The 19,117-nt window shown below is 41.8% G+C and carries 21 protein-coding genes and 1 tRNA gene; 7 read left to right on the top strand and 15 right to left on the bottom strand.

What is annotated here, in order from left to right; genetic code table 11:
* Positions 1 to 40: 40 nt before the first annotated feature.
* Positions 41 to 1,282: an ABC transporter permease gene (locus AACZ11_RS06490; protein WP_290624945.1), complete on the bottom strand. Its 1,242-nt coding sequence runs from the start codon at positions 1,280 to 1,282 to the stop codon at positions 41 to 43.
* A gap of 152 nt (positions 1,283 to 1,434) precedes the next feature.
* Between AACZ11_RS06490 and hisS the strand changes: the two genes are divergently transcribed.
* Positions 1,435 to 2,805 carry a histidine--tRNA ligase gene (gene hisS / locus AACZ11_RS06485; RefSeq protein WP_290624944.1) on the top strand — a complete coding sequence of 457 codons (1,371 nt, stop codon included), beginning with the start codon at positions 1,435 to 1,437 and terminating at the stop codon, positions 2,803 to 2,805.
* Positions 2,806 to 2,837: 32 nt separating this feature from the next.
* On the opposite strand, the gene AACZ11_RS06480 is transcribed toward hisS, so the two are convergent.
* Positions 2,838 to 2,911: transfer RNA gene (locus AACZ11_RS06480), tRNA-Met, on the bottom strand.
* Positions 2,912 to 3,058: 147 nt separating this feature from the next.
* Between AACZ11_RS06480 and AACZ11_RS06475 the strand changes: the two genes are divergently transcribed.
* Together AACZ11_RS06475 and AACZ11_RS06470 are read left to right on the top strand one after the other, a co-directional pair.
* A complete protein-coding gene (locus AACZ11_RS06475) occupies positions 3,059 to 3,445 on the top strand; it encodes an START-like domain-containing protein (RefSeq protein ID WP_034258565.1) in 387 nt (128 codons plus the stop codon).
* A gap of 83 nt (positions 3,446 to 3,528) precedes the next feature.
* Positions 3,529 to 4,374: an aminotransferase class IV gene (locus AACZ11_RS06470; RefSeq protein WP_290624943.1), complete on the top strand. Its 846-nt coding sequence runs from the start codon at positions 3,529 to 3,531 to the stop codon at positions 4,372 to 4,374.
* Here the strand turns inward: AACZ11_RS06470 and AACZ11_RS06465 are convergent.
* The 5 genes from AACZ11_RS06465 to AACZ11_RS06445 form a co-directional block, all read right to left on the bottom strand.
* A complete protein-coding gene (locus AACZ11_RS06465; RefSeq protein WP_290624942.1) occupies positions 4,371 to 4,931 on the bottom strand; it encodes a YqgE/AlgH family protein in 561 nt (186 codons plus the stop codon). The two genes, AACZ11_RS06470 and AACZ11_RS06465, sit on opposite strands and share 4 nt — an antisense overlap.
* A 138-nt stretch (positions 4,932 to 5,069) precedes the next feature.
* On the bottom strand, positions 5,070 to 5,342 hold the full coding sequence (locus AACZ11_RS06460; RefSeq protein ID WP_034258561.1) for an HU family DNA-binding protein: 273 nt from the start codon (positions 5,340 to 5,342) through the stop codon (positions 5,070 to 5,072).
* Between the two features lie 184 nt (positions 5,343 to 5,526).
* Positions 5,527 to 6,474 carry a methionyl-tRNA formyltransferase gene (gene fmt, locus AACZ11_RS06455; RefSeq protein ID WP_290624941.1) on the bottom strand — a complete coding sequence of 316 codons (948 nt, stop codon included), beginning with the start codon at positions 6,472 to 6,474 and terminating at the stop codon, positions 5,527 to 5,529.
* Entirely contained in the window at positions 6,474 to 8,372 is a 1,899-nt protein-coding gene (locus AACZ11_RS06450) for an ATP-dependent DNA helicase RecQ (protein ID WP_290624940.1), read from the bottom strand. The genes fmt and AACZ11_RS06450 overlap by 1 nt, the downstream gene beginning before the upstream one ends.
* On the bottom strand, positions 8,369 to 8,917 hold the full coding sequence (locus AACZ11_RS06445; RefSeq protein ID WP_290624939.1) for an ATP-binding protein: 549 nt from the start codon (positions 8,915 to 8,917) through the stop codon (positions 8,369 to 8,371). The genes AACZ11_RS06450 and AACZ11_RS06445 overlap by 4 nt, the downstream gene beginning before the upstream one ends.
* 82 nt (positions 8,918 to 8,999) lie before the next feature.
* On the opposite strand from AACZ11_RS06445, the gene AACZ11_RS06440 reads away from it, so the two are divergent.
* The 3 genes from AACZ11_RS06440 to murA all read left to right on the top strand — a co-directional run bounded on the left by AACZ11_RS06440 (position 9,000) and on the right by murA (position 11,335).
* The gene (locus AACZ11_RS06440; protein ID WP_290624938.1) at positions 9,000 to 9,290 is read left to right on the top strand and encodes a DUF493 family protein; all 291 of its coding nucleotides are present in this window, start codon (positions 9,000 to 9,002) and stop codon (positions 9,288 to 9,290) included.
* A gap of 62 nt (positions 9,291 to 9,352) precedes the next feature.
* Positions 9,353 to 10,003, top strand: coding sequence for a DUF4290 domain-containing protein (locus AACZ11_RS06435; protein ID WP_290624937.1), 651 nt, complete (start codon positions 9,353 to 9,355; stop codon positions 10,001 to 10,003).
* A gap of 18 nt (positions 10,004 to 10,021) precedes the next feature.
* A complete protein-coding gene (gene murA, locus AACZ11_RS06430; protein WP_290624936.1) occupies positions 10,022 to 11,335 on the top strand; it encodes a UDP-N-acetylglucosamine 1-carboxyvinyltransferase in 1,314 nt (437 codons plus the stop codon).
* A gap of 26 nt (positions 11,336 to 11,361) precedes the next feature.
* Here the strand turns inward: murA and AACZ11_RS06425 are convergent, their stop codons facing one another.
* From AACZ11_RS06425 to AACZ11_RS06400, 6 genes are all read right to left on the bottom strand, one after another.
* Entirely contained in the window at positions 11,362 to 11,958 is a 597-nt protein-coding gene (locus AACZ11_RS06425) for a tRNA (guanine-N1)-methyltransferase (protein WP_290624935.1), read from the bottom strand.
* A 90-nt stretch (positions 11,959 to 12,048) separates the two neighbouring features.
* The gene (locus AACZ11_RS06420) at positions 12,049 to 12,285 is read right to left on the bottom strand and encodes a (4Fe-4S)-binding protein (protein ID WP_290624934.1); all 237 of its coding nucleotides are present in this window, start codon (positions 12,283 to 12,285) and stop codon (positions 12,049 to 12,051) included.
* Between the two features lie 109 nt (positions 12,286 to 12,394).
* A complete protein-coding gene (locus AACZ11_RS06415) occupies positions 12,395 to 13,699 on the bottom strand; it encodes a deoxyribodipyrimidine photo-lyase (protein ID WP_290624933.1) in 1,305 nt (434 codons plus the stop codon).
* A 1-nt stretch (position 13,700) separates the two neighbouring features.
* On the bottom strand, positions 13,701 to 14,396 hold the full coding sequence (locus tag AACZ11_RS06410; protein WP_290624932.1) for an SDR family oxidoreductase: 696 nt from the start codon (positions 14,394 to 14,396) through the stop codon (positions 13,701 to 13,703).
* Between the two features lie 3 nt (positions 14,397 to 14,399).
* On the bottom strand, positions 14,400 to 14,861 hold the full coding sequence (locus tag AACZ11_RS06405) for an SRPBCC family protein (protein ID WP_290624931.1): 462 nt from the start codon (positions 14,859 to 14,861) through the stop codon (positions 14,400 to 14,402).
* A 194-nt stretch (positions 14,862 to 15,055) separates the two neighbouring features.
* Positions 15,056 to 15,718 carry an MIP family channel protein gene (locus tag AACZ11_RS06400; RefSeq protein ID WP_290624930.1) on the bottom strand — a complete coding sequence of 221 codons (663 nt, stop codon included), beginning with the start codon at positions 15,716 to 15,718 and terminating at the stop codon, positions 15,056 to 15,058.
* A gap of 109 nt (positions 15,719 to 15,827) precedes the next feature.
* Between AACZ11_RS06400 and AACZ11_RS06395 the strand changes: the two genes are divergently transcribed.
* Positions 15,828 to 16,673, top strand: a complete 846-nt coding sequence (locus AACZ11_RS06395) for a DUF2911 domain-containing protein (protein WP_290624929.1) — start codon at positions 15,828 to 15,830, stop codon at positions 16,671 to 16,673.
* A gap of 59 nt (positions 16,674 to 16,732) precedes the next feature.
* On the opposite strand, the gene AACZ11_RS06390 is transcribed toward AACZ11_RS06395, so the two are convergent.
* Both AACZ11_RS06390 and AACZ11_RS06385 read right to left on the bottom strand, forming a co-directional pair.
* Positions 16,733 to 17,245, bottom strand: a complete 513-nt coding sequence (locus tag AACZ11_RS06390) for a hypothetical protein (RefSeq protein ID WP_290624928.1) — start codon at positions 17,243 to 17,245, stop codon at positions 16,733 to 16,735.
* A 127-nt stretch (positions 17,246 to 17,372) separates the two neighbouring features.
* Complete coding sequence (locus AACZ11_RS06385; protein WP_290624927.1) at positions 17,373 to 19,064, bottom strand: sodium:solute symporter; 1,692 nt, start codon at positions 19,062 to 19,064, stop codon at positions 17,373 to 17,375.
* Positions 19,065 to 19,117: the final 53 nt, after the last annotated feature.

Here is a 19,117-nt window from a genome sequence, read left to right as displayed (position 1 = left end):
ACTCCCACGTTGTCACTACAATTCAACCGGCGTTTCGCCATTATTCGTAGCGCAAACTCTCTATGGGATCCAATTTCGCTGCTTTTGCAGCAGGGTAGGAGCCTGCGATCACGGCTACCAGGAAAGTGATCAGTGTGGCCCAGAGCATGGCCGCCCACGGGAGCGAATAATCAAACTCAAAGATCTTGGCGATCACGAATCCGGCGACAACACCTAACAGAATCCCTAGAATACTACCAAACTGACCAATCACAATAGTTTCCATAAAGAATTGTGTAGAGATGGTGGAGCTTTTGGCGCCCATCGCTTTTCGCACGCCAATTTCCCGAGTACGTTCGGTAACCGAAACCAGCATGATGTTCATAAGCGCAATGGAAGACCCTAGAATGGTAATAATGCTAATGATCCATGCCGAAATCTCCAAAACGCCCGTGATCTGCCCAATACGATTAATGAGGTCGTCACTACGCTCGATGCCAAAATTATTCTCTTCTACAGGATTCAAACCTCGTACATTTCGGAAGGATACAATGGCTGCATCCTGAGCCCCTTGCATCATTTCCTTATCCTGCACCATCACACTAATGGTATAATTGATATTCGGGTCGGTAAAAATACCCCGTGCGACCTGAATGGGAATTAGTACTTTGAGGTCTTGGTTATTTCCAAAGGTGGACCCTTTGGATTCCAAAATTCCCACTACCTTAAACTTTACGCCGCGAATACTAATGGTCTTGTTAAGGGGATCGTCATTCTTAAAAATACTCTTGACAAAATCCGATCCAATAAGACATACCTTGTTGTTATTCTGAATATCGAAAAAAGTAAATTCCCGCCCGCGATCGACCTTGGTTCCCGTATTTTCCAAATAATGCTCGTTCACGCCATAGACTTGAACTTCGGGGTCTGTCTTCTCACTCTCGAATTTCACTTCCGCCGAACCCGTACCTCGAAAGCTCACCGATGTTTGAGAATAAGGGAAATCATACACATCGATAAATTCCCGAATATTGTCATAACTAATAATAGGATTGATCTTTTCCCGTTCCCCGCTCCCTCGGCGTTGGACATTGAATTCGTACTGTTGAATGTTAAAAGTATTCGCTCCCATCGACGCAAAATCGTTGGAAATAGTATTCTCTAATGCTTTGACCAGACTTAAAATACCCACCAAAGCAAAAATTCCTATCGCAATGATAACGATGGTAAGAACCGTTCTAAGCATTTGGCTTTTTATGGAATCCAGCGCGATACGAACATTTTCCCGAAAGAGTGAAAACATAAAGAAGAGGTTTGGTATTTCGTTAGACTATAATATGTCCATAAAGTTACAATTTCATCATTATTTTAAGATATTTGCAAGGTAATTAATTTCTGGTTCGGGACATTAGGTATCTGCATATCTATCCCTCCAATAAACCAATCATTCAACAAGTGTCTAAAAAACCCTCCATACCTAAAGGAACCCGGGATTTTTCTCCCCAAGAAGTTGCAAAGCGCCACTACATCATGGACACCATAAAAGGAAGTTTTACAGCCTTTGGTTTTCAGCCTATTGAAACACCTTCTTTCGAGAACAGCGAAACGCTTATGGGAAAATATGGAGAGGAAGGGGATCGGTTGATCTTTAAGATCTTGAATAGCGGCGATTATCTTGCGAAAGTGGATGACACTCTTTATGCTGAAAAAGACAGTACTAAAATAACTGCAAAAATTTCAGAGAAAGCCTTGCGCTATGATCTAACGGTGCCTTTTGCACGCTATGTAGTTCAGCATCAAAACGAGATCACCTTTCCTTTTAAGCGTTACCAAATACAGCCGGTTTGGCGTGCCGATCGTCCCCAGAAAGGGCGCTTTAGAGAATTTTTTCAGTGTGATGCCGATGTTGTTGGCAGTGATTCGCTGTGGCAGGAAGTGGAGCTCGTTCAATTGTACGATACCGTATTCGCTAAGCTGAAATTGGAGGGCGTCACCATTAAACTCAATAATCGAAAGATATTAAGCGGTATTGCTGAAGTAATAGGCGAAACCGATAAGCTCATCGATTTTACGGTAGCGTTAGACAAATTAGACAAGATAGGTGAAGAAGGCGTTAAGGACGAGATGCGCTCCAAAGGAATTTCGGAAGCGGCCTTACAGAAAGTACAACCGCTATTTGAAGCCAAAGGAGATGCTTCAGAAAAACTGAAACTGCTGAGTGAACTTTTAAGTACTTCAGAAACAGGAAAAAAAGGAGTATTCGAATTGGAGTTTATCGTCAATACGGTTTCAGAGTTGAAACTAAAGACCGCTACCTTAGAGGTAGATGTAACGTTGGCAAGAGGATTGAATTATTACACCGGTGCTATTTTTGAAGTATCGGCACCTCAAGGTGTGGCTATGGGCAGTATTGGTGGCGGTGGTCGTTACGATGACCTTACCGGTATTTTTGGATTAAAGGAGGTAAGCGGCGTAGGCATTTCTTTTGGTCTGGACAGAATCTATCTCGTACTTGAAGAATTGAACCTGTTTCCTGAAACAGTTTCGGAAGGCACAAAAGTCTTGTTTTTAAACTTTGGTCCGCGGGAAGCACTATATGCAATGAAAGCTATCACCCATTTACGAACCGAGGGCATACAAGCTGAACTCTATCCCGATGAAGCAAAAATGGGGAAACAAATGGGATACGCAGACAAGCGCGATATTCCGTTTGTTGTCTTGGCAGGTGAGACTGAAATGGAGGATGGAAAGTATACCCTTAAAAACATGAAGTCCGGAGAGCAAGATCAACTCGACTTTGACGCACTCTTAAAAGCGCTGAAATAAAAAAAAACCCTTCCGAACGGAAGGGTTTTTTGTAGCGAGAACGAGACTTGAACTCGTGACCTCCGGGTTATGAATCCGACGCTCTAACCACCTGAGCTACCTCGCCGTATTTTGCGACGGCAAAGATAGAAACAAATTCATGGGGCGCAAAGTTTAGTTTCATTTTTTTGATCTTCATTTCAATAAAAAAATGTCGCTTTCATTTATCCGTTAAAATTAAAATATTTATATTGGGCAGCAGCTAACTAAAACTATGGACGACAAGATTAAATACGAGATGGAGTTTCCTATACATGTTTCGCCTTCTCTTTTATACCAGTACATTTCAACGCCTTCCGGTATGAGCGAATGGTACGCAGATAATGTAAATTCCAGAGGTGAATACTTCACATTTATCTGGTCCGGCAGCGAAGAAAAAGCACGACTGCTGGGAAAGAAAAGTGGTGAGCGCATCAAGTTCAAATGGGTGGATGATGAGGAAACCGATTATTATTTCGAACTGCGCATTCAGGTCGATGAGATCACCAAGGATGTTTCTTTGATGGTAACCGACTTTGCGGAAGAGGACGAGATTGAAGAAGGGAAAATGTTGTGGGAAAATATGATCTCTAACCTAAAGCAAATTTTAGGTTCCGCTTAGTAGATCCTTCAGCCCTTGCTTTAGGTTCGCGATAAATAATAGTATCTTTGCGCCGTTTCCAATCTTAAAGAAACGGCTTTTTTATGATCAATTTTAACGGAATCATCGACGATACTTTCGAAAAGAATGCGCTTGCCTCCAACAGGGGATTACAGTACGCCGACGCCGTATTTGAAACCATAAAGGTCTCTGCCGGAAAGATCCTGTTTTGGGAAGACCACTATTTTAGATTGATGGCATCCATGCGCATCCTGCGTATGGAGATACCCATGGATTTTACAATGGAATTCTTGGAAAATGAGATCCAAAAAACGATTGCCGCTCAAAAAGAACAGGGATCGGCCTTTCGCGTTAAATTGTTGGTTTGGAGAAAACCAGGAGGGAAATATACTCCTGAAACACATGACGTGGATTATCTTATTGTTGCCAAGCTATTAACAACTCCTTTTTATATACTAAACGAAGCGCCTTATACCGTCGAACTATACAAGGACCATTATGTAACGTCCGGACTGCTTGCTACCCTTAAGACTACGGCAAAGACCATTCATGTGTTGGGTAGTATTTATGCTTCAGAAAATGAGTATGCCAATTGTTTCCTACTCAACGAAAAGAAACAGGTAGTGGAAGCGCTAAATGGCAATATTTTTTTAGTGAATGGTTATAAGATCAAAACGCCGCCCTTGGAGGATGGTTGTCTCAATGGGATTCTTCGAAAGCAGATCATGGCCATTGTAGCACAGATGCCCGACTATATCCTTGAAGAAGCTTCGGTTTCTCCCTTCGAGCTGCAAAAAGCCGATGAGATTTTTATCACAAATACCATCATGGGTATTCAGCCTATTTCGGCATATAGAAAAAAGGAATATGGTGTTTCAGTAGCAAAAGACTTGCTGGCAAAACTTAACGTAAAAGCGCGCTTAGGCTAATTGTAGATAGGGTTTTCAGGAGCATTAGACCAAATTACATAATCTCCTCCAAATTCGATCATTTTCTCTTTCCAAAAATTAGAGTACGATTTTCCAATGATATCATTTTTATAGTTATTAGGAGCGACCACCCAGCTGTTCACTTCCAATTCCTGATCTAACTGATTGCTGTCCCAACCCGAATACCCTAAAAAGAATCGAATTTGATCTTCGCGCAGCCTATCCTCTTGCAACATCCCAATTATTGCATTAAAGTCACCGCCCCAATAGATTCCGTTGGAGATTTCGATGCTATCCGGTATCAGTTCCGGGATACGATGAATAAAATACAGATTGTCTTGTTCTACAGGCCCCCCATTGTATACCATAAGATTGGATTGCACCTCTGGCACAAAATCTTTTAAGCGATACTCCAATGGCTTGTTTAGAATAAACCCAACAGATCCGGATTCATTGTATTCGGCTAGCAGCACCACCGAACGATTGAAGGAAACGTCACCTATAATAGAAGGTTCGGCCACCAGAAGGACTCCTTTGGTTGGTTTTAATGATGTCATCTTTGGGTTTTAGTTATTTAAATCTAAGTATTAATTTTTGAATAAACAACATCTGCCCTTGAAACTATGGGACATAAAAGAGAAAACCCTCTGTAACAATGCTACAGAGGGTTTTCAAATAGATACAAAGTACTTTAATTAGTTTACAGCATTTGCAAGTTCAGAACCTGCTTTGAATTTTACTACTTTCTTAGCTGCAATTCTGATAGTTTTTCCAGTTTGTGGGTTTCTTCCGTCTCTGGCAGCTCTCTTAGATACTGACCAAGATCCAAAACCTACTAATGATACTCTATTTCCTTTTTTTAGGGACTTTTCAACGTTTCCAAGGAAAGACTCTAAGGCTTTTTTAGCGGCTGCTTTTGTGATTCCGGCATCTTCTGCCATTGCATCGATTAAATCTGATTTGTTCATAGTTTACTGTTTAAATTAAAATTGTTGGTTAAACTTCTATTAATTGCTCTACAAATTTAATCGGATTATCCATCCATGCAAGTAATGACGCGGTAAATCCGCGTTTTTGTTGATAACTTAGAACCTTTGTTAATAAAGAGGGTGCATTTTCTATCAATTTAACGATAGCAATAACAGCAAGGCTTCACATCATTTTAGCGTCTTCAGCTATTGGAAACCCATTTAAAAGATCTGCTACAGGCATTCTGCGCTTCCCGGGCAATTGCAATTCTTTAATAATAAGGTAGCCGTCCTTAGTCGCTACCTTTAGCTCCTTTTTGGTTGTGTGAATACTTCCCGGTGAATCATCATGCGTCATGTTTTCGGGCATTGCTTCATAGATCTTCACCTTCAGTTCTTCACCGTTATTGTTTAATAGAGTCCAAGCCACGGGATAAGGAGATAAGCCTCTTATAAAAGCATCAATTTGCGATACACTGCAGCTCCAATCGATACGCGTATTCTCAGGACTTAGTTTTGGTGCCTCTTTATAAGAAGATGATTCAGGTTGGCGTGTGGTCTGTACCGTACCCTTGGCAATCTTCTCAACCGTAGCTACCACAAGTGCGCTTCCCAATTCCATGAGTCTATCGTGCAAACTTCCTGCGGTCTCTCTTGGCGAAATGCATATCTCTTCGGAAGCAATTATCGCTCCGGTGTCAATTTTCTCATCGATGAAAAAGGTCGTGACCCCTGTTATTGTCTCCCCATTCATGATGGCCCAATTAATGGGAGCGGCACCCCTATAGTGTGGTAATAGCGAAGCGTGTAAGTTGAATGTTCCGAGTCTCGGCATGGACCAAACAGCCTTAGGGAGCATTCTAAATGCTACCACTATCTGAAGATCGGCTTTTAATTGGGTCAATGCGGCTAAGAAATCTTCAGACTTCAAATTGGTTGGCTGTAGAATGTTTAAGCCTTGGGATTGTGCAAAGCTTTTTACTGCCGACTCACTAACCTTTCGGCCGCGACCCGCAGGTCTATCGGGCGCCGTGATCACACCTACGACCGTACAACCGGCCTCGAGTAATTTTTCTAAGACACCTACGGCAAAATCCGGAGTTCCCATAAATACAATCCGAAGGTCTTTCATCACACTATAAAATATTGGTGTTTGGTGTTCATTTTTATTTTTTCTGAATCCAGCAACAACTGAAGCACCGATAGTACTTTTGCTTCAGCGAATGTAAGCTTTTCTGAAATGACTCGCGAGCTCATCTCATTTTCTTCCAATAATTGAAGGATCGCTGCTGCTATTACCTTTGTTTCTTTGGTATTGGTTGTTGTCTTTTGTGAGGCACATACGCTACAAATTCCGCAGGGAGAAAGGGTCTCTTCACCAAAATAGGAAACCAGTTGGATGCTACGGCAAAGACTATCGTTCTCTACATACCGTAGCACAGCCTTGACCTGTTCCTGCTTCTTTGCATGAAGCACTTCAACGTCCTTTGCCACTACATTGATGGTCTTGTCATCTTCTCGGGGCACAAGAAAGGTGATCGTTGCATCGGTTTCGTAGATCATTAAGTCGATAAGGGCATCACGTTCTAATTGCTTGAGCACTTTAAGCACTTCTTGAATAGGTTGTCCGGATTTCTTAGCGACCAGTTCCAGGTTAATAAAGGTCGCCGTATCGAAAATACCACTGTACAGGCGTAGAATGGTTTTACCAATCACCGAGGCAAGTATGTCCTTCTTAAAGTAGTCAAGCACTTTTTCTGAAGGGACTAAAAACTGTAATTTCGATTTTCTTCCGAACTCTTTAGACAATTGAAGCACGCCCAATCGATCCAATGTATTCAAGCCATTATAGGTAAGCAAGGAATTTAAACTGTAGGTAGCACAAAATTCGGTAAAATTGAAATTGTGCTGTGTAAATTCACCCTCACCATACGAAACGTGAAAATAGTTGCTTAGCGTGCGATACAGCTGCTTAAGGTCCTTTGGCGTAGGAAGGGAGGCTATAAATTGTTTCTTAATTAGTGTTTTATCGTATTCACTGTACAATACAATGGCATTGGCGAAATGTCCGTCCCGTCCTGCGCGTCCCGCTTCCTGAAAATAGCTTTCCAAACTTTCCGGGAGTTGTATGTGAATCACGTAGCGCACATCGGGATGGTCTATTCCCATGCCAAAGGCATTGGTTGCCACCATGGTACTAATACTACCCGCTCGCCAGGCACGCAAGCGTTCTTCTCGGTCGATTTTCGAAATTCCTCCATGATAGAATGATGAGGAGATTCCTAAATTCTGAAGGTGTGTAGCGGTTTCAACGGCAGTGTTTCTGCTTCGTACATATACAATGGCAGATCCGGTGTTCTTCTTTAACAGTTGCTCCAGTCTGTAGAGTTTATCCTCTTCAAAATAGACCTGATACGAAAGATTTTCGCGAACAAAAGAACTTTTAAACACGGCAGGAAGTTCCATTTGCAACTGTGCAATTGTATCTTCCAGAACCTCCGGTGTAGCAGTTGCCGTAAGCGCAATTACGGGTACTAAGGGATGCAGTTCGCGCAACACAGTGATATTCCTGTAAGCCGGACGAAAATCATTCCCCCATTGTGAAATACAATGTGCTTCATCTACCGCAATTAGGTTGATGTTCATCTGCCGTAAACTGTTCTGAACGACCTCTTGCTGTAAACGTTCCGGTGAAAGGTATAAGAATTTGTAATTTCCGTAGATCGCATTATCCAGAAGGGTGCGAACCTCCTCGAAAGCAAGACCGCCCGTAATACTTAAAGCCTTTATTCCTTTTTCTTGCAGGTTCTTTACTTGATCGTTCATTAAAGCAACCAAAGGAGAGACCACTATACATATTCCCTCCAAGGCCATGGCCGGTACTTGGAAGCATAGGGATTTACCCCCGCCGGTGGTCAATAATGCCACCGTGTCCTTGCCATCCAATACAGAAGTAATGATCGCTTCCTGCATGGGTTTGAAGGAGACATAGTTCCAATAGGTGGCGAGGATTTGATGTGGTGTACTCAATAGCTATTTTCCAGATGACTTAGTATATACTCACTTCGGTTTTCGACAGATCCAACAGGTACTTCGTACACGGAATATCCGTATTTTTGGTACCCTTCCACTAGAAACCGATAGATCTTTTCGGCTTCTGCAAACGATTCGTAGCGTTCATTGTCTTGCTCATATATAGCTTCCCAGGGAGGTAGAAGAAAAATAGCATCGTAGCGATGTGTTTGGCAGACTTCGGAAAAATTTTCGGGATAATGTGATCGCACATAGTCCATATAAGCTGTAACGTCGGGCATTCCGCGATCATAGAACAAAAAACGTGTAGCATCATATTCGTTGGCACTGTGGAACTGCGCTAAACGTCCTTCCAAAAGTTTTTTGCTGAAAAGGATAGGGTTTTCTAGGAAAAGCTGCGCAATACCTTCTTTTTGGGCCTCTCGAATCACATCTCTTGAAATTTCGTGCAGACAGGCATAGCCGGAATTTTCCAAATGACTAATTAAGGTGGTTTTTCCGGAACCCGGTCCTCCGGAAATCACAATTCTTTTCGTTTTCAATCGTTTCAATTTTATACAAAGTACGTAAATATTATTGAGACCTAAAGTGTATCTTTGTCGGTACATTCCCTAGAAGTACTCCATGAAACAAGATAAGAACACCCAAGAGTTTTACGAGCGTTTAAAACAGCAACTCAGCGATGATACCGTATGGCCGGCCCCATATTTATTTAAGTTCATTGTCCCTGCCGAACTGGAAAAAATTGCAGAGATAGAAGCAATCTTCGATGGTACTGAAGCTGTGATCCATACGCGTGATTCTTCCAAAGGGAACTACACCAGCGTATCGATTAAAGTGAATATGGCATCTCCCGATGCGGTGATTGAGAAATATCTTGAAGTTTCTAATGTCGAAGGGGTTATTTCATTATAAATTTAGTATTTTGCAATCAAGATTTACTTCAGAGTACAAACTTTCCATTTAACTACACTATTTTGATAGATAATTTAGAATACAATACAGATCGTCCGCAATTGATCATTCCTGAGTACGGGCGGCACATCCAAAAAATGGTCGACTACGCCATTTCAAAAGAGGACAAAGAAGAACGCAATAAAGTGGCCAAAAGCATCATTGCAGTGATGGGGAATCTCAATCCGCATTTACGGGACGTACCCGATTTTCAGCATAAATTATGGGACCAATTGTTCATCATATCCGATTTTAAATTGGACGTGGACTCTCCCTTCGATAAGCCGTCTCGAGAAGAATTGATGGAACGGCCACAGCCGCTCAAGTATCCGCAAAATCATCCTAAGTATCGCTTCTACGGAAACAACATCAAACGTATGATCGATGTAGCTAACAGCTGGGAGGAAGGCGATAAGAAAGAAGGATTGATCCTTACCATTGCCAACCATATGAAGAAGTGTTTTTTAAATTGGAATAAGGATACTGTGGAAGATGACGTGATCTTTCAACACCTTTTTGAACTTTCCGAAGGGAAGATCAATTTGAAAAATAGCGATGAGGATTTGTCGAAACCGCACGACTTGTTGAAGAACAAGAAACGATTCAGTACCAGCAATACAAATACCTCCGGTAAAAAGAACTACAAAGGAAACCGTAACCGAAAACGTTACTAAAAAGCACGCGCACAACATATGGGAACTTTTCAAATTGAGGGCGGTCACAAGTTAAAAGGTGAAATTCGTCCGCAGGGTGCGAAGAATGAAGCCTTGCAGATCTTGTGTGCCGTATTACTTACTTCAGACGAGGTAATTATAGAAAATATACCGGATATTCGTGATGTCAATAAACTTATAGACATCTTGGGGAACTTAGGTGTTAAGATCCAAAAACTGGCCAAGGGGAAATTTGCGTTTAAAGCAGATGACCTTAAGTTGGACTACTTGGAATCTGAACTTTTTAAAAAGGAAGGGAGTTCACTTCGCGGTTCGATCATGATTGTTGGACCCTTGTTGGGTCGCTTCGGAAAAGGGTACATCCCGCGCCCCGGAGGTGATAAGATAGGACGTCGCCGCTTGGATACCCATTTTGAAGGGTTCATTAATCTGGGAGCCAAATTTAGGTACAATAAAGAAGAACGATTCTACGGAGTAGAGGCGCCTAACGGACTTACAGGTACCTATATGTTATTGGATCAGGCTTCGGTGACCGGAACGGCGAATATCGTAATGGCAGCAGTTCTTGCAAAAGGGACTACCACTATATACAATGCAGCTTGTGAACCTTATTTGCAGCAATTATGTAAAATGCTGAATGCGATGGGGGCCAAGATACAGGGTGTGGGCTCTAATCTACTTACCATAGAAGGTGTTGAAAAATTGGGAGGTTGCTCGCATAGAATCCTTCCCGACATGATAGAAATAGGAAGTTGGATAGGACTGGCGGCAATGACCCAAAGTGAGATCACAATAAAAGATGTAAGCTGGGAAAATCTTGGATTAATCCCGGATACCTTCAGAAAATTGGGTATTACGCTGGAAAAGAAAGGAGATGATATTTACATTCCTTCACAAGATGAATACGAGATACAAGGGTATATCGATGGATCCATTCTCACGGTAGCAGATGCGCCTTGGCCCGGCTTTACTCCGGATCTCTTGAGTATTGTACTGGTCGTGTGTACACAGGCAAAGGGAAGTGTTCTCATTCATCAAAAGATGTTCGAAAGCAGATTATTCTTTGTCGATAAATTAATTGACATGGGAGCTAAGATCATCTTATGCGACCCACACCGTGCTACTGTCATTGGACACAATTTTAGCTCTACGCTTAAAGCTACCACTATGGTATCGCCCGATATTCGGGCCGGGATTTCATTATTGATCGCAGCTTTGTCTGCGAAAGGAACGAGTACCATTCATAACATAGAACAAATAGATAGGGGGAATGAAAATATAGATACCCGCCTCAGAGCCATTGGTGCCAAGATCACCAGGATCGAAGCCTAAAAAAAGCCTCCAATCGGAGGCTTTTTTTATGATTTCGATTTGCGATTCTTGTTGATCTCGTCTTGAAGTTTCCGACGCAGTTGCTGTTGTTGTTCGATGGCCTTCTGTCTGTGTTCCTCAAATTCTATCTCTGTTTCTGCAAGTTTTAACTGCGCCTCTTTGGTAACCGAATTACTATTCTTGTACTTGTAGATAAAGAAGCCTAGCGCCAATAGAAGTATTAGTATAATAGACCACATGATGGTATTGTAGGTAGATTTTTCAGTAAGCATACCAAAAAGCTCGATCCCATTCTCTTTTTTTCGTGAGAGAGCAAGATCTTCCTGCGTCTTGGCAAGTTCTTGTGTTAGGGACGCAATCTTATTTTTCTGTTGATCTAAGGAAGTTTCAGAAGTTTGAATTTCGGTTTCAAGAGCAGCGATGGAATCCATGATATTTTCGCGCAATTTGTTGATCTTCGTTTTTTTGATCACTTTGTAGTCCTGATAATTGTTAGAATTATCTACTACATCCACAAATTGGTCTTCCAACGAATTGGTAAGTGTTTCTTGCGCTTCCTCTTGTGCGTGTATCATAAAGACACAAAAAAGAAAGGGGAGAAGTGTCGTTAGTTTTAATTTCATAGGTTTCGTGTTAGGCTTGTTATCGTTACTTAACACTGCAAGAGTAGAAAAATTGTACTAAACAACCCAAAATTAAGCCCTAATTAAAATTTATTTAACAGAAACCAAGGCGTCGTTATAGCAAAAATGTAGCGCACCGGAAGGACACTTTTTTATTTGCGAAATGATCTTTTCGGTCTCGGCACCGTCCAGATCGATCCAAGGTATTACTGTGGTTCTGAAAACTTCTGAAAGGCCCTTGGCACATTTCTCGGCGTGGATACATTTTCTGGGTTCGAAAGTAACGGTAATCTCACCGTTGGTGAATTGATTGTCATAGGTTTCCATAAGCATACATTTGGGGGTTATGTAACTACCTTATATTCAATTATATCGATAAATATATGTAATTAATCGGATAAATAATTAAAAATCTTAGAAAATTCCTACAAAAAGTTTAGGACACTGCTTTTTTATACGTAGACAATGCTCTTTCGCGAGCTTCTTTATGGTCGACAATCTTTTCTGGATAGCTATTGGTGTCAAACTCTGCTACCCACTTTTTTATATAGGTATGATGCTTATCAAATTTTTCAATTTGAGTGGTGGGGTTGAAGATCCTGAAATAAGGTGCGGCATCCACACCGCTTCCGGCAGCCCACTGCCAATTACCTACATTGCTGGCTTGTTCGTAATCCAGTAATTTTTCGGCAAAGTACGCTTCCCCCCATCGCCAGTCGATCAACAAGTGCTTACACAAAAAACTGGCTACCACCATCCGCACTCGATTGTGCATATATCCGCTTTCCTTTAATTGTCGCATTCCTGCATCCACTAACGGATATCCTGTTTTTCCTTGTTTCCATTTTTCAAACTGCTCTTCGTCATTCTGCCAAGTAATCCTGTCGTATTTTTTACGAAAGGCATTCTTCACCGTTTCGGGATAATGCCAAAGTATCTGCATGAAGAACTCTCTCCATATCAATTCTTCCCAAAAGGTCTCGTTCTTTTCGGCAATCGCTTTTTTGATCATTTTCCGAATACTAACCGTGCCAAAACGTAAATGAGGTCCTAAATGCGAAGTGGCATCCTCTGCGGGAAAATTACGTTTCTCTTCATAATCCTGAATGGTGGTAGGGGTTACATCATAATCGGGCACCTCTATTTTAGATTGCTCAAACCCCATGTCTGAAAGACTTAGGTTTGGCAGCCGGGAGTGCTGCAAGAGTGCGTCCATGTGTTGAGACGTGTAATAGACGTTGAGGTCGAAATCATTCTTAAATTTTTCCTTCCACGTTTTCATGTAAGGTGTATAGACGATATATGGATCCCCGTCATCTTTAACAACCTCATCTTTTTCAAAAATCACTTGATCCTTAAATGTGTGGAATCCAATCTCTTTTTCTGAAAGGAAGCTATGCACTTTTTCATCTCTTGATCTGGCGTAGGGCTCATAATCGTGATTGGTGATGACATTTGCGACATTAAATTCTGAAAGGATATGCTCAAAAACTTTCTTTGGGGTTCCATGATACAAAGCAATGCTGCTTCCATGCTCTTGCAGTTCTTTTCGCATCTTCTGAAGCGTATTAAAAATAAAACTAACCCTCGCATCGTCCTTAGGAAGTTCATCCAAGATCTCGGTATCAAAAATAAAAATCGGGAGGACCGGATGCTTGCCATGCAGTGCTTTATAAAACCCTACATTATCGTCTAGGCGAAGATCTCTCCGAAACCAGAAAATATTTACTAGATCTGCCAAACTATTGCGTATTTAATGTTGACATCCCACCGTCTACACCAAAAATCTGGCCGGTGATCCAGGTAGCCCTATCTTCCAGCAGAAACGAAGCCATCGACGCAATATCTCCGGCCGTACCTACACGCTGCATTGGATGGCGCTGCGCCATGGTATCCTTTTTAGTAGCATTGGATAACAATCGCTTGGCAAGCGGTGTATCTGTGAGCGACGGGGCGATGACGTTGACTCGAATATTGGGGGCATATTCTGCAGCCAATGCTTTTGCAAATCCTTCTATAGCCCCTTTTGCAGCTGCAACGCTGGTGTGAAAAGGCATCCCAACCTTAACGGCTACGGTACTAAAGAAGACGAGGCTGGCAGATTCTGCTGCTTTTAGTTTGGGTAGCAGTCCATGTGTTATCCTTACCAAGGAGAAAAAATTAACCGACATATCCTCTTGAAAATCTGTTGGTGATAGCATCTTAAAGGGCTTAAGATTGATGCTGCCGGGACAATATACCAATCCGTGGAGGGCGTCCGGGAGCTCGAGTTTAGTGATATCATCTTCCAGCGCATTGAAGGTATGGTGCGTGGTTCCTTCAGGAATAGATTCATTACTCCTAGAAGCAATGTGGACATCGTGTGTATCTTTTAGCAATAGAGCGATTTCCTTTCCTATACCGTAGGAACCTCCAATGAGCAGTATTGATTTCTTCATAATTTATAATTTTCCGAAGAGCGCTTCTAACTTTTCTTTGCGATAGCTGAAGATTTCATCTAGTTTAGGTTTAACAAGGAAAGGGTGGAGCCATTGGCCAACAATTCCGAAGGGCAACTTGTAATGAATAATATCCTCCATTTCTACGCCACCTTCTACTTCTTTAATAAAGTGTTTGTGTTGCCAAAGGGAATAGGGTCCAAAGCGCTGCTCGTCTACAAAATAACTTGTATCCTTTACGTGCGTAATCTCTGTCACCCACTTAGTCTTTATGTTAAGAACAGGGGTGACGATGTACTCGATGATCTGACCGGCATACATGGATCGATCTGCTCCGGACAGGATGTGAAAACCCATATAGTCCGGGGTGATGACCTTTAGATTTGCCGGATTTGAAAGAAAATCCCAAGCCTCTTGCTTTGAGATAGGAAGTCGTTGTTTGGCATGTAGTGTAAATATCTTCATAGAAACGTATCAACGCATTAATTTCCCAGATTTCTGTAGGAAAATTTCTTGTTGATACGGACCAAACGATACACTTCAAAGCCCTTGACTTTTTTCTTTCTTCCGAAAAATTTTTTTAGAAACGCGAACATGATTTCAACTTTTTCGTAAAGTTAAAACCGTTTGAGGATTAAATCTAATACTTAAACAAAAGATTAACAGTTTGTGTCACAGCAGCTATCATCTTTTACCAACCTACAACTCACAACAGCAAGCAAGCATCCTATAACGGGGGCGACAATGTAAACCCAAAGATGTTGTAAATTCCAAGACACCACTGCAGGACCTATGGATCGTGCCGGATTCATGCTCGCTCCTGTTATGGGACCGGCAAACATTGCTTCCAAAAGTACCACACCGCCTATGGCAATACCGGCGATCACTCCAATCTCTTTTGAACCTGTAGAGACATTAATAATAACGACCATCAAGAAGAAGGATAACAAAATCTCAAAAACAAAGACACGCCATACTGCTATTTGCGGCAGGGTAGCTCCCAAAGTTTCACTATCGGGAAAAAGCAAGAGTATAAAGCCACTCGCCAGAAGGGCTCCTAGTAATTGTGCAAGGATATACAAAGGAACATCTTTCCAAGGAAATTTTTTTGCATACGCAAAAGCGATGGTGACTGCAGGATTGATGTGAGCTCCGCTAATATCGCCAAACGCATAAATCATCGCCATTACAATCAATCCAAAAGTAACGGCTATTCCGGGATGAGTTACAGTCCCTAGTGTTACCTCATTAATTACGATTGATCCGGTGCCGCAAAAAACAAGTCCGAATGTGCCAATGGTTTCAGCGATAAATCGTTTCATAGCGCAAAGGTACACTAGTTTTGGAAACTGAATTTAAGGTTTTGTTAACTTTTTAAAGAAAGTGATGTTGTAACTTCGTAGCACTAAAAAATCCATAAAATCTCATCCAATGAAAAAATTATTTCTATTTGTCTGTACAGTTCTTATCGCTTTCGGCGGTTTTGCACAGATACAAACTCCGGCACCAAGTCCGTTCCAAAAAATTGAGCAGAAAGTAGGCTTGACCGATGTTACCCTCGAGTATTCCAGACCGTCCATGCGTGGCAGAACCATATTCGGGGATCTTGTTCCTTACGATAAAGTTTGGCGTACAGGTGCGAATGCGAATACAAAGATCACCTTTAGTGATGATGTCATGATTGGGGGAAACACTTTAAAGGCAGGGAGCTATGCCATATACACCAAGCCCGGCGCACAAAATTGGGAGGTCTATTTTTATAGCGACGCCAACAATTGGGGAACCCCACAAAATTGGGATGACAGTAAAGTTGCGGCCAAAGTAACAGCAAGCACATATCCGTTACCTATGGATATAGAATCATTTACTATGAGCTTTGATGATATTACAAATGATTCGGCGAATCTTGGTCTTATGTGGGAGAAAACGTATGTTGGAGTTCCCATAAAGTTCCATACCGATAAGATGGTAGGTGCGAGCATTGATAAAGTTATGAATGGCCCCGGGGCCAATGATTACTATGCCGCTGCTGTATATTATCTGGAAGCCGGAAAAGATATCAATAAGGCGAAAATGTGGATCGACAAAGCGATCGAATTGCGTGAACAACCTGCGTTTTGGTACCACAGACAACAATCGTTGATCTATGCGAAAGCAGGTGATAAAAAGGGCGCAATCAAAGCCGCTGAGAAATCACTGGAACTAGCGAAAGCAGCCGGAAACGATGATTACATCGCCTTGAATCAAAAATCGTTGAAAGAATGGGGAGCTATGTAAACTGACCATTAAAAACAAATAAAACCCCGTATCTGCGGGGTTTTTTTATGCAAGGCGATTTAAGACTTGGTGTGTTCTTTAAGAGCGGCGCGAATCTTCTTCTTAAGATCTTTGTTCTCGGTATACAGCACTATGCCCGAACGTTTCAATGCGTAGGGATTATAAATATCCTTTTCGTTAAATTCATTGAGGTCGATCCGGTCAATATTTTCTGAAGCAAACTCATAAATAAGATCTTCAAACTCGGGATTGCGTTTAAGGTCCAATACCAATCCTTTATTCTTTGAGTAGATCATTCCGAAGCGAATCGAACAGCTTTCAGAACACGGAACTTTCTTAATATCCGTTCCTTTGCTTAGGATCGCCACTTCTTGATAGTCATCAAAAAACCTGTCGTCGGTAATAATCTTTTCCACGATCATTTCGATTCTTTCATCTAAAGTAACTGCTTTCTTATATTCGGCGATCCAAGCCTTATTCGCTGCCTGGAGGCTGCATATATCGTTCCCAATATGCTGTCCGTAGCCAACCGAATTAGTTAATATGAAAAAGAACCAATAGATTTTTCTCATGATGACCTTTTTTAGAGTCGCCATAGCATGAAAGGGTAGACGGGGTAGTACGAATATAGTAAAATTCCGTCACGGTATACGAACTTTCCTACGAATTACAAGTAGGAATATTCTGAAAAACAAAGATTTAAGTGCGTGTCGCTCTCAGACGCTGTATGCCGAAAGCCATGACGATCACAGTCACACAGCCAACAAAATTGAGCCATAGGTAGGGCAAATTAATCATCTCGTATTTATCAAGCAGGAATAAGGCAATTACCAATAGTTGATTGATAAGTGCTGCTATAAATACAGCATTGCCCTTTACATACTTGAAGAAGAAGGCCAAAAGGAACACGCCCAAAATGTTTCCGTAGAAAATAGAGCCTATAATATTCACTAATTGTATTAGGTTGTCGAACAGGTTCGCAACACTCGCAACCAAAATTGCGATCACACCCCAGAGCAGCGTAAACCACTTTGAAGCTCTTACAAAATGTTTTTCGTCTCTATTCCCGACAGACCGTTTATAGAGGTCGATGGTGGTAGTTGAACCCAATGCATTCAGTTCGGAGGCAGTAGAGGACATTGCAGCACTAAGAATTACTGCCAGGAGCAGACCAATAAGTCCGCGGGGGAGGTTGTTCAATATAAAATGAATAAATACATAATCCTTATCGTTGGTTTCGGCAAGTGGATTCGCCTTCAGAATCAAAGCTTTGGATTGTTCACGCAACTCATTTTCGGTGATGTTGATGATCTGTATCTCTTCTTGTAGCATTTCTTTTTCTGAAGGTGTTTCAGTTCTGGCAAACTCAAGTTGCTTTGTTATTAACTGACTGTCCAGGGCTTCTTTTTCTGATTGCAGTTGTTTGTATTCTGAAGCGTATTCCGAAGCAAGCACATCAGCTTCCGCAGCGGGATTAAAATGTAAAGGAGAACTGTTAAACTGATAAAAAACGAAGACCATCACCCCAACCAACAATATAAAGAACTGCATGGGTACCTTTAATAAGCCGTTGAAGATCAAGCCCATTTGGCTCTGTCGCACCGATTTTCCCGAAAGATAACGCTGCACTTGGCTTTGGTCTGTCCCAAAATAAGAGAGCGCCAGAAAGCTTCCGCCAATGATACCGCTCCAAAAGGTGTAGCGGTTATTAAAATCGAAAGAAAAATCCAAGATATCCATTTTTCCGCCGGCACCTGCAATGTCCAAGGCTTTGGTAAAACTAATGTCTAAAGGGAGATAATTCAAAATCAACAAGAAAGCAATGAACATACCGCCAAAGATCACCGCCATTTGTTGTTTCTGGGTGACACTTACGGCTTTGGTACCGCCACTTACCGTGTAGATGATCACCAAGGTTCCAATAATTATGTTTAGGTACAACAAGTTCCATCCCAGTACAGCCGAGAGGATGATAGCAGGGGCGAAGATGGTAATACCGGCGGCGAGACCCCGCTGTACTAGAAAGAGAATCGCTGTGAGCGTGCGTGTCTTCCGATCAAAACGAGATTCCAAATATTCGTAGGCGGTAAATACCTTTAATTTGTGATAGATGGGTATAAAGACCAGACAGATCACTACCATTGCAATGGGTAGCCCAAAATAGAATTGAACGAATCCCATGCCGTCATGAAAGGCCTGACCGGGTGTAGATAAGAATGTAATGGCACTGGCTTGCGTGGCCATGACGCTTAGACCAATGGTCCACCAACGGGCTTCGTTACCCCCTTTAAGATAATCGGTTACGTTCTTACTGCCTCGTGTTTTATAGGTACCGTACAGTACTATGAATAATAAAGTGCCTCCCAATACAATCCAGTCTATCTGCTGCATATTATGTATAGTGTTGCATTAGAAGATAGAATAACAAAATGTAGATCGCATTG

This window comes from uncultured Altibacter sp., from assembly GCF_963972995.1.
In the GTDB taxonomy this organism is placed as follows: domain Bacteria; phylum Bacteroidota; class Bacteroidia; order Flavobacteriales; family Flavobacteriaceae; genus Altibacter.
The sequence above is the reverse complement of the archived record's forward strand: the minus strand, read 5'-3'. Positions and strand labels throughout refer to the sequence as shown.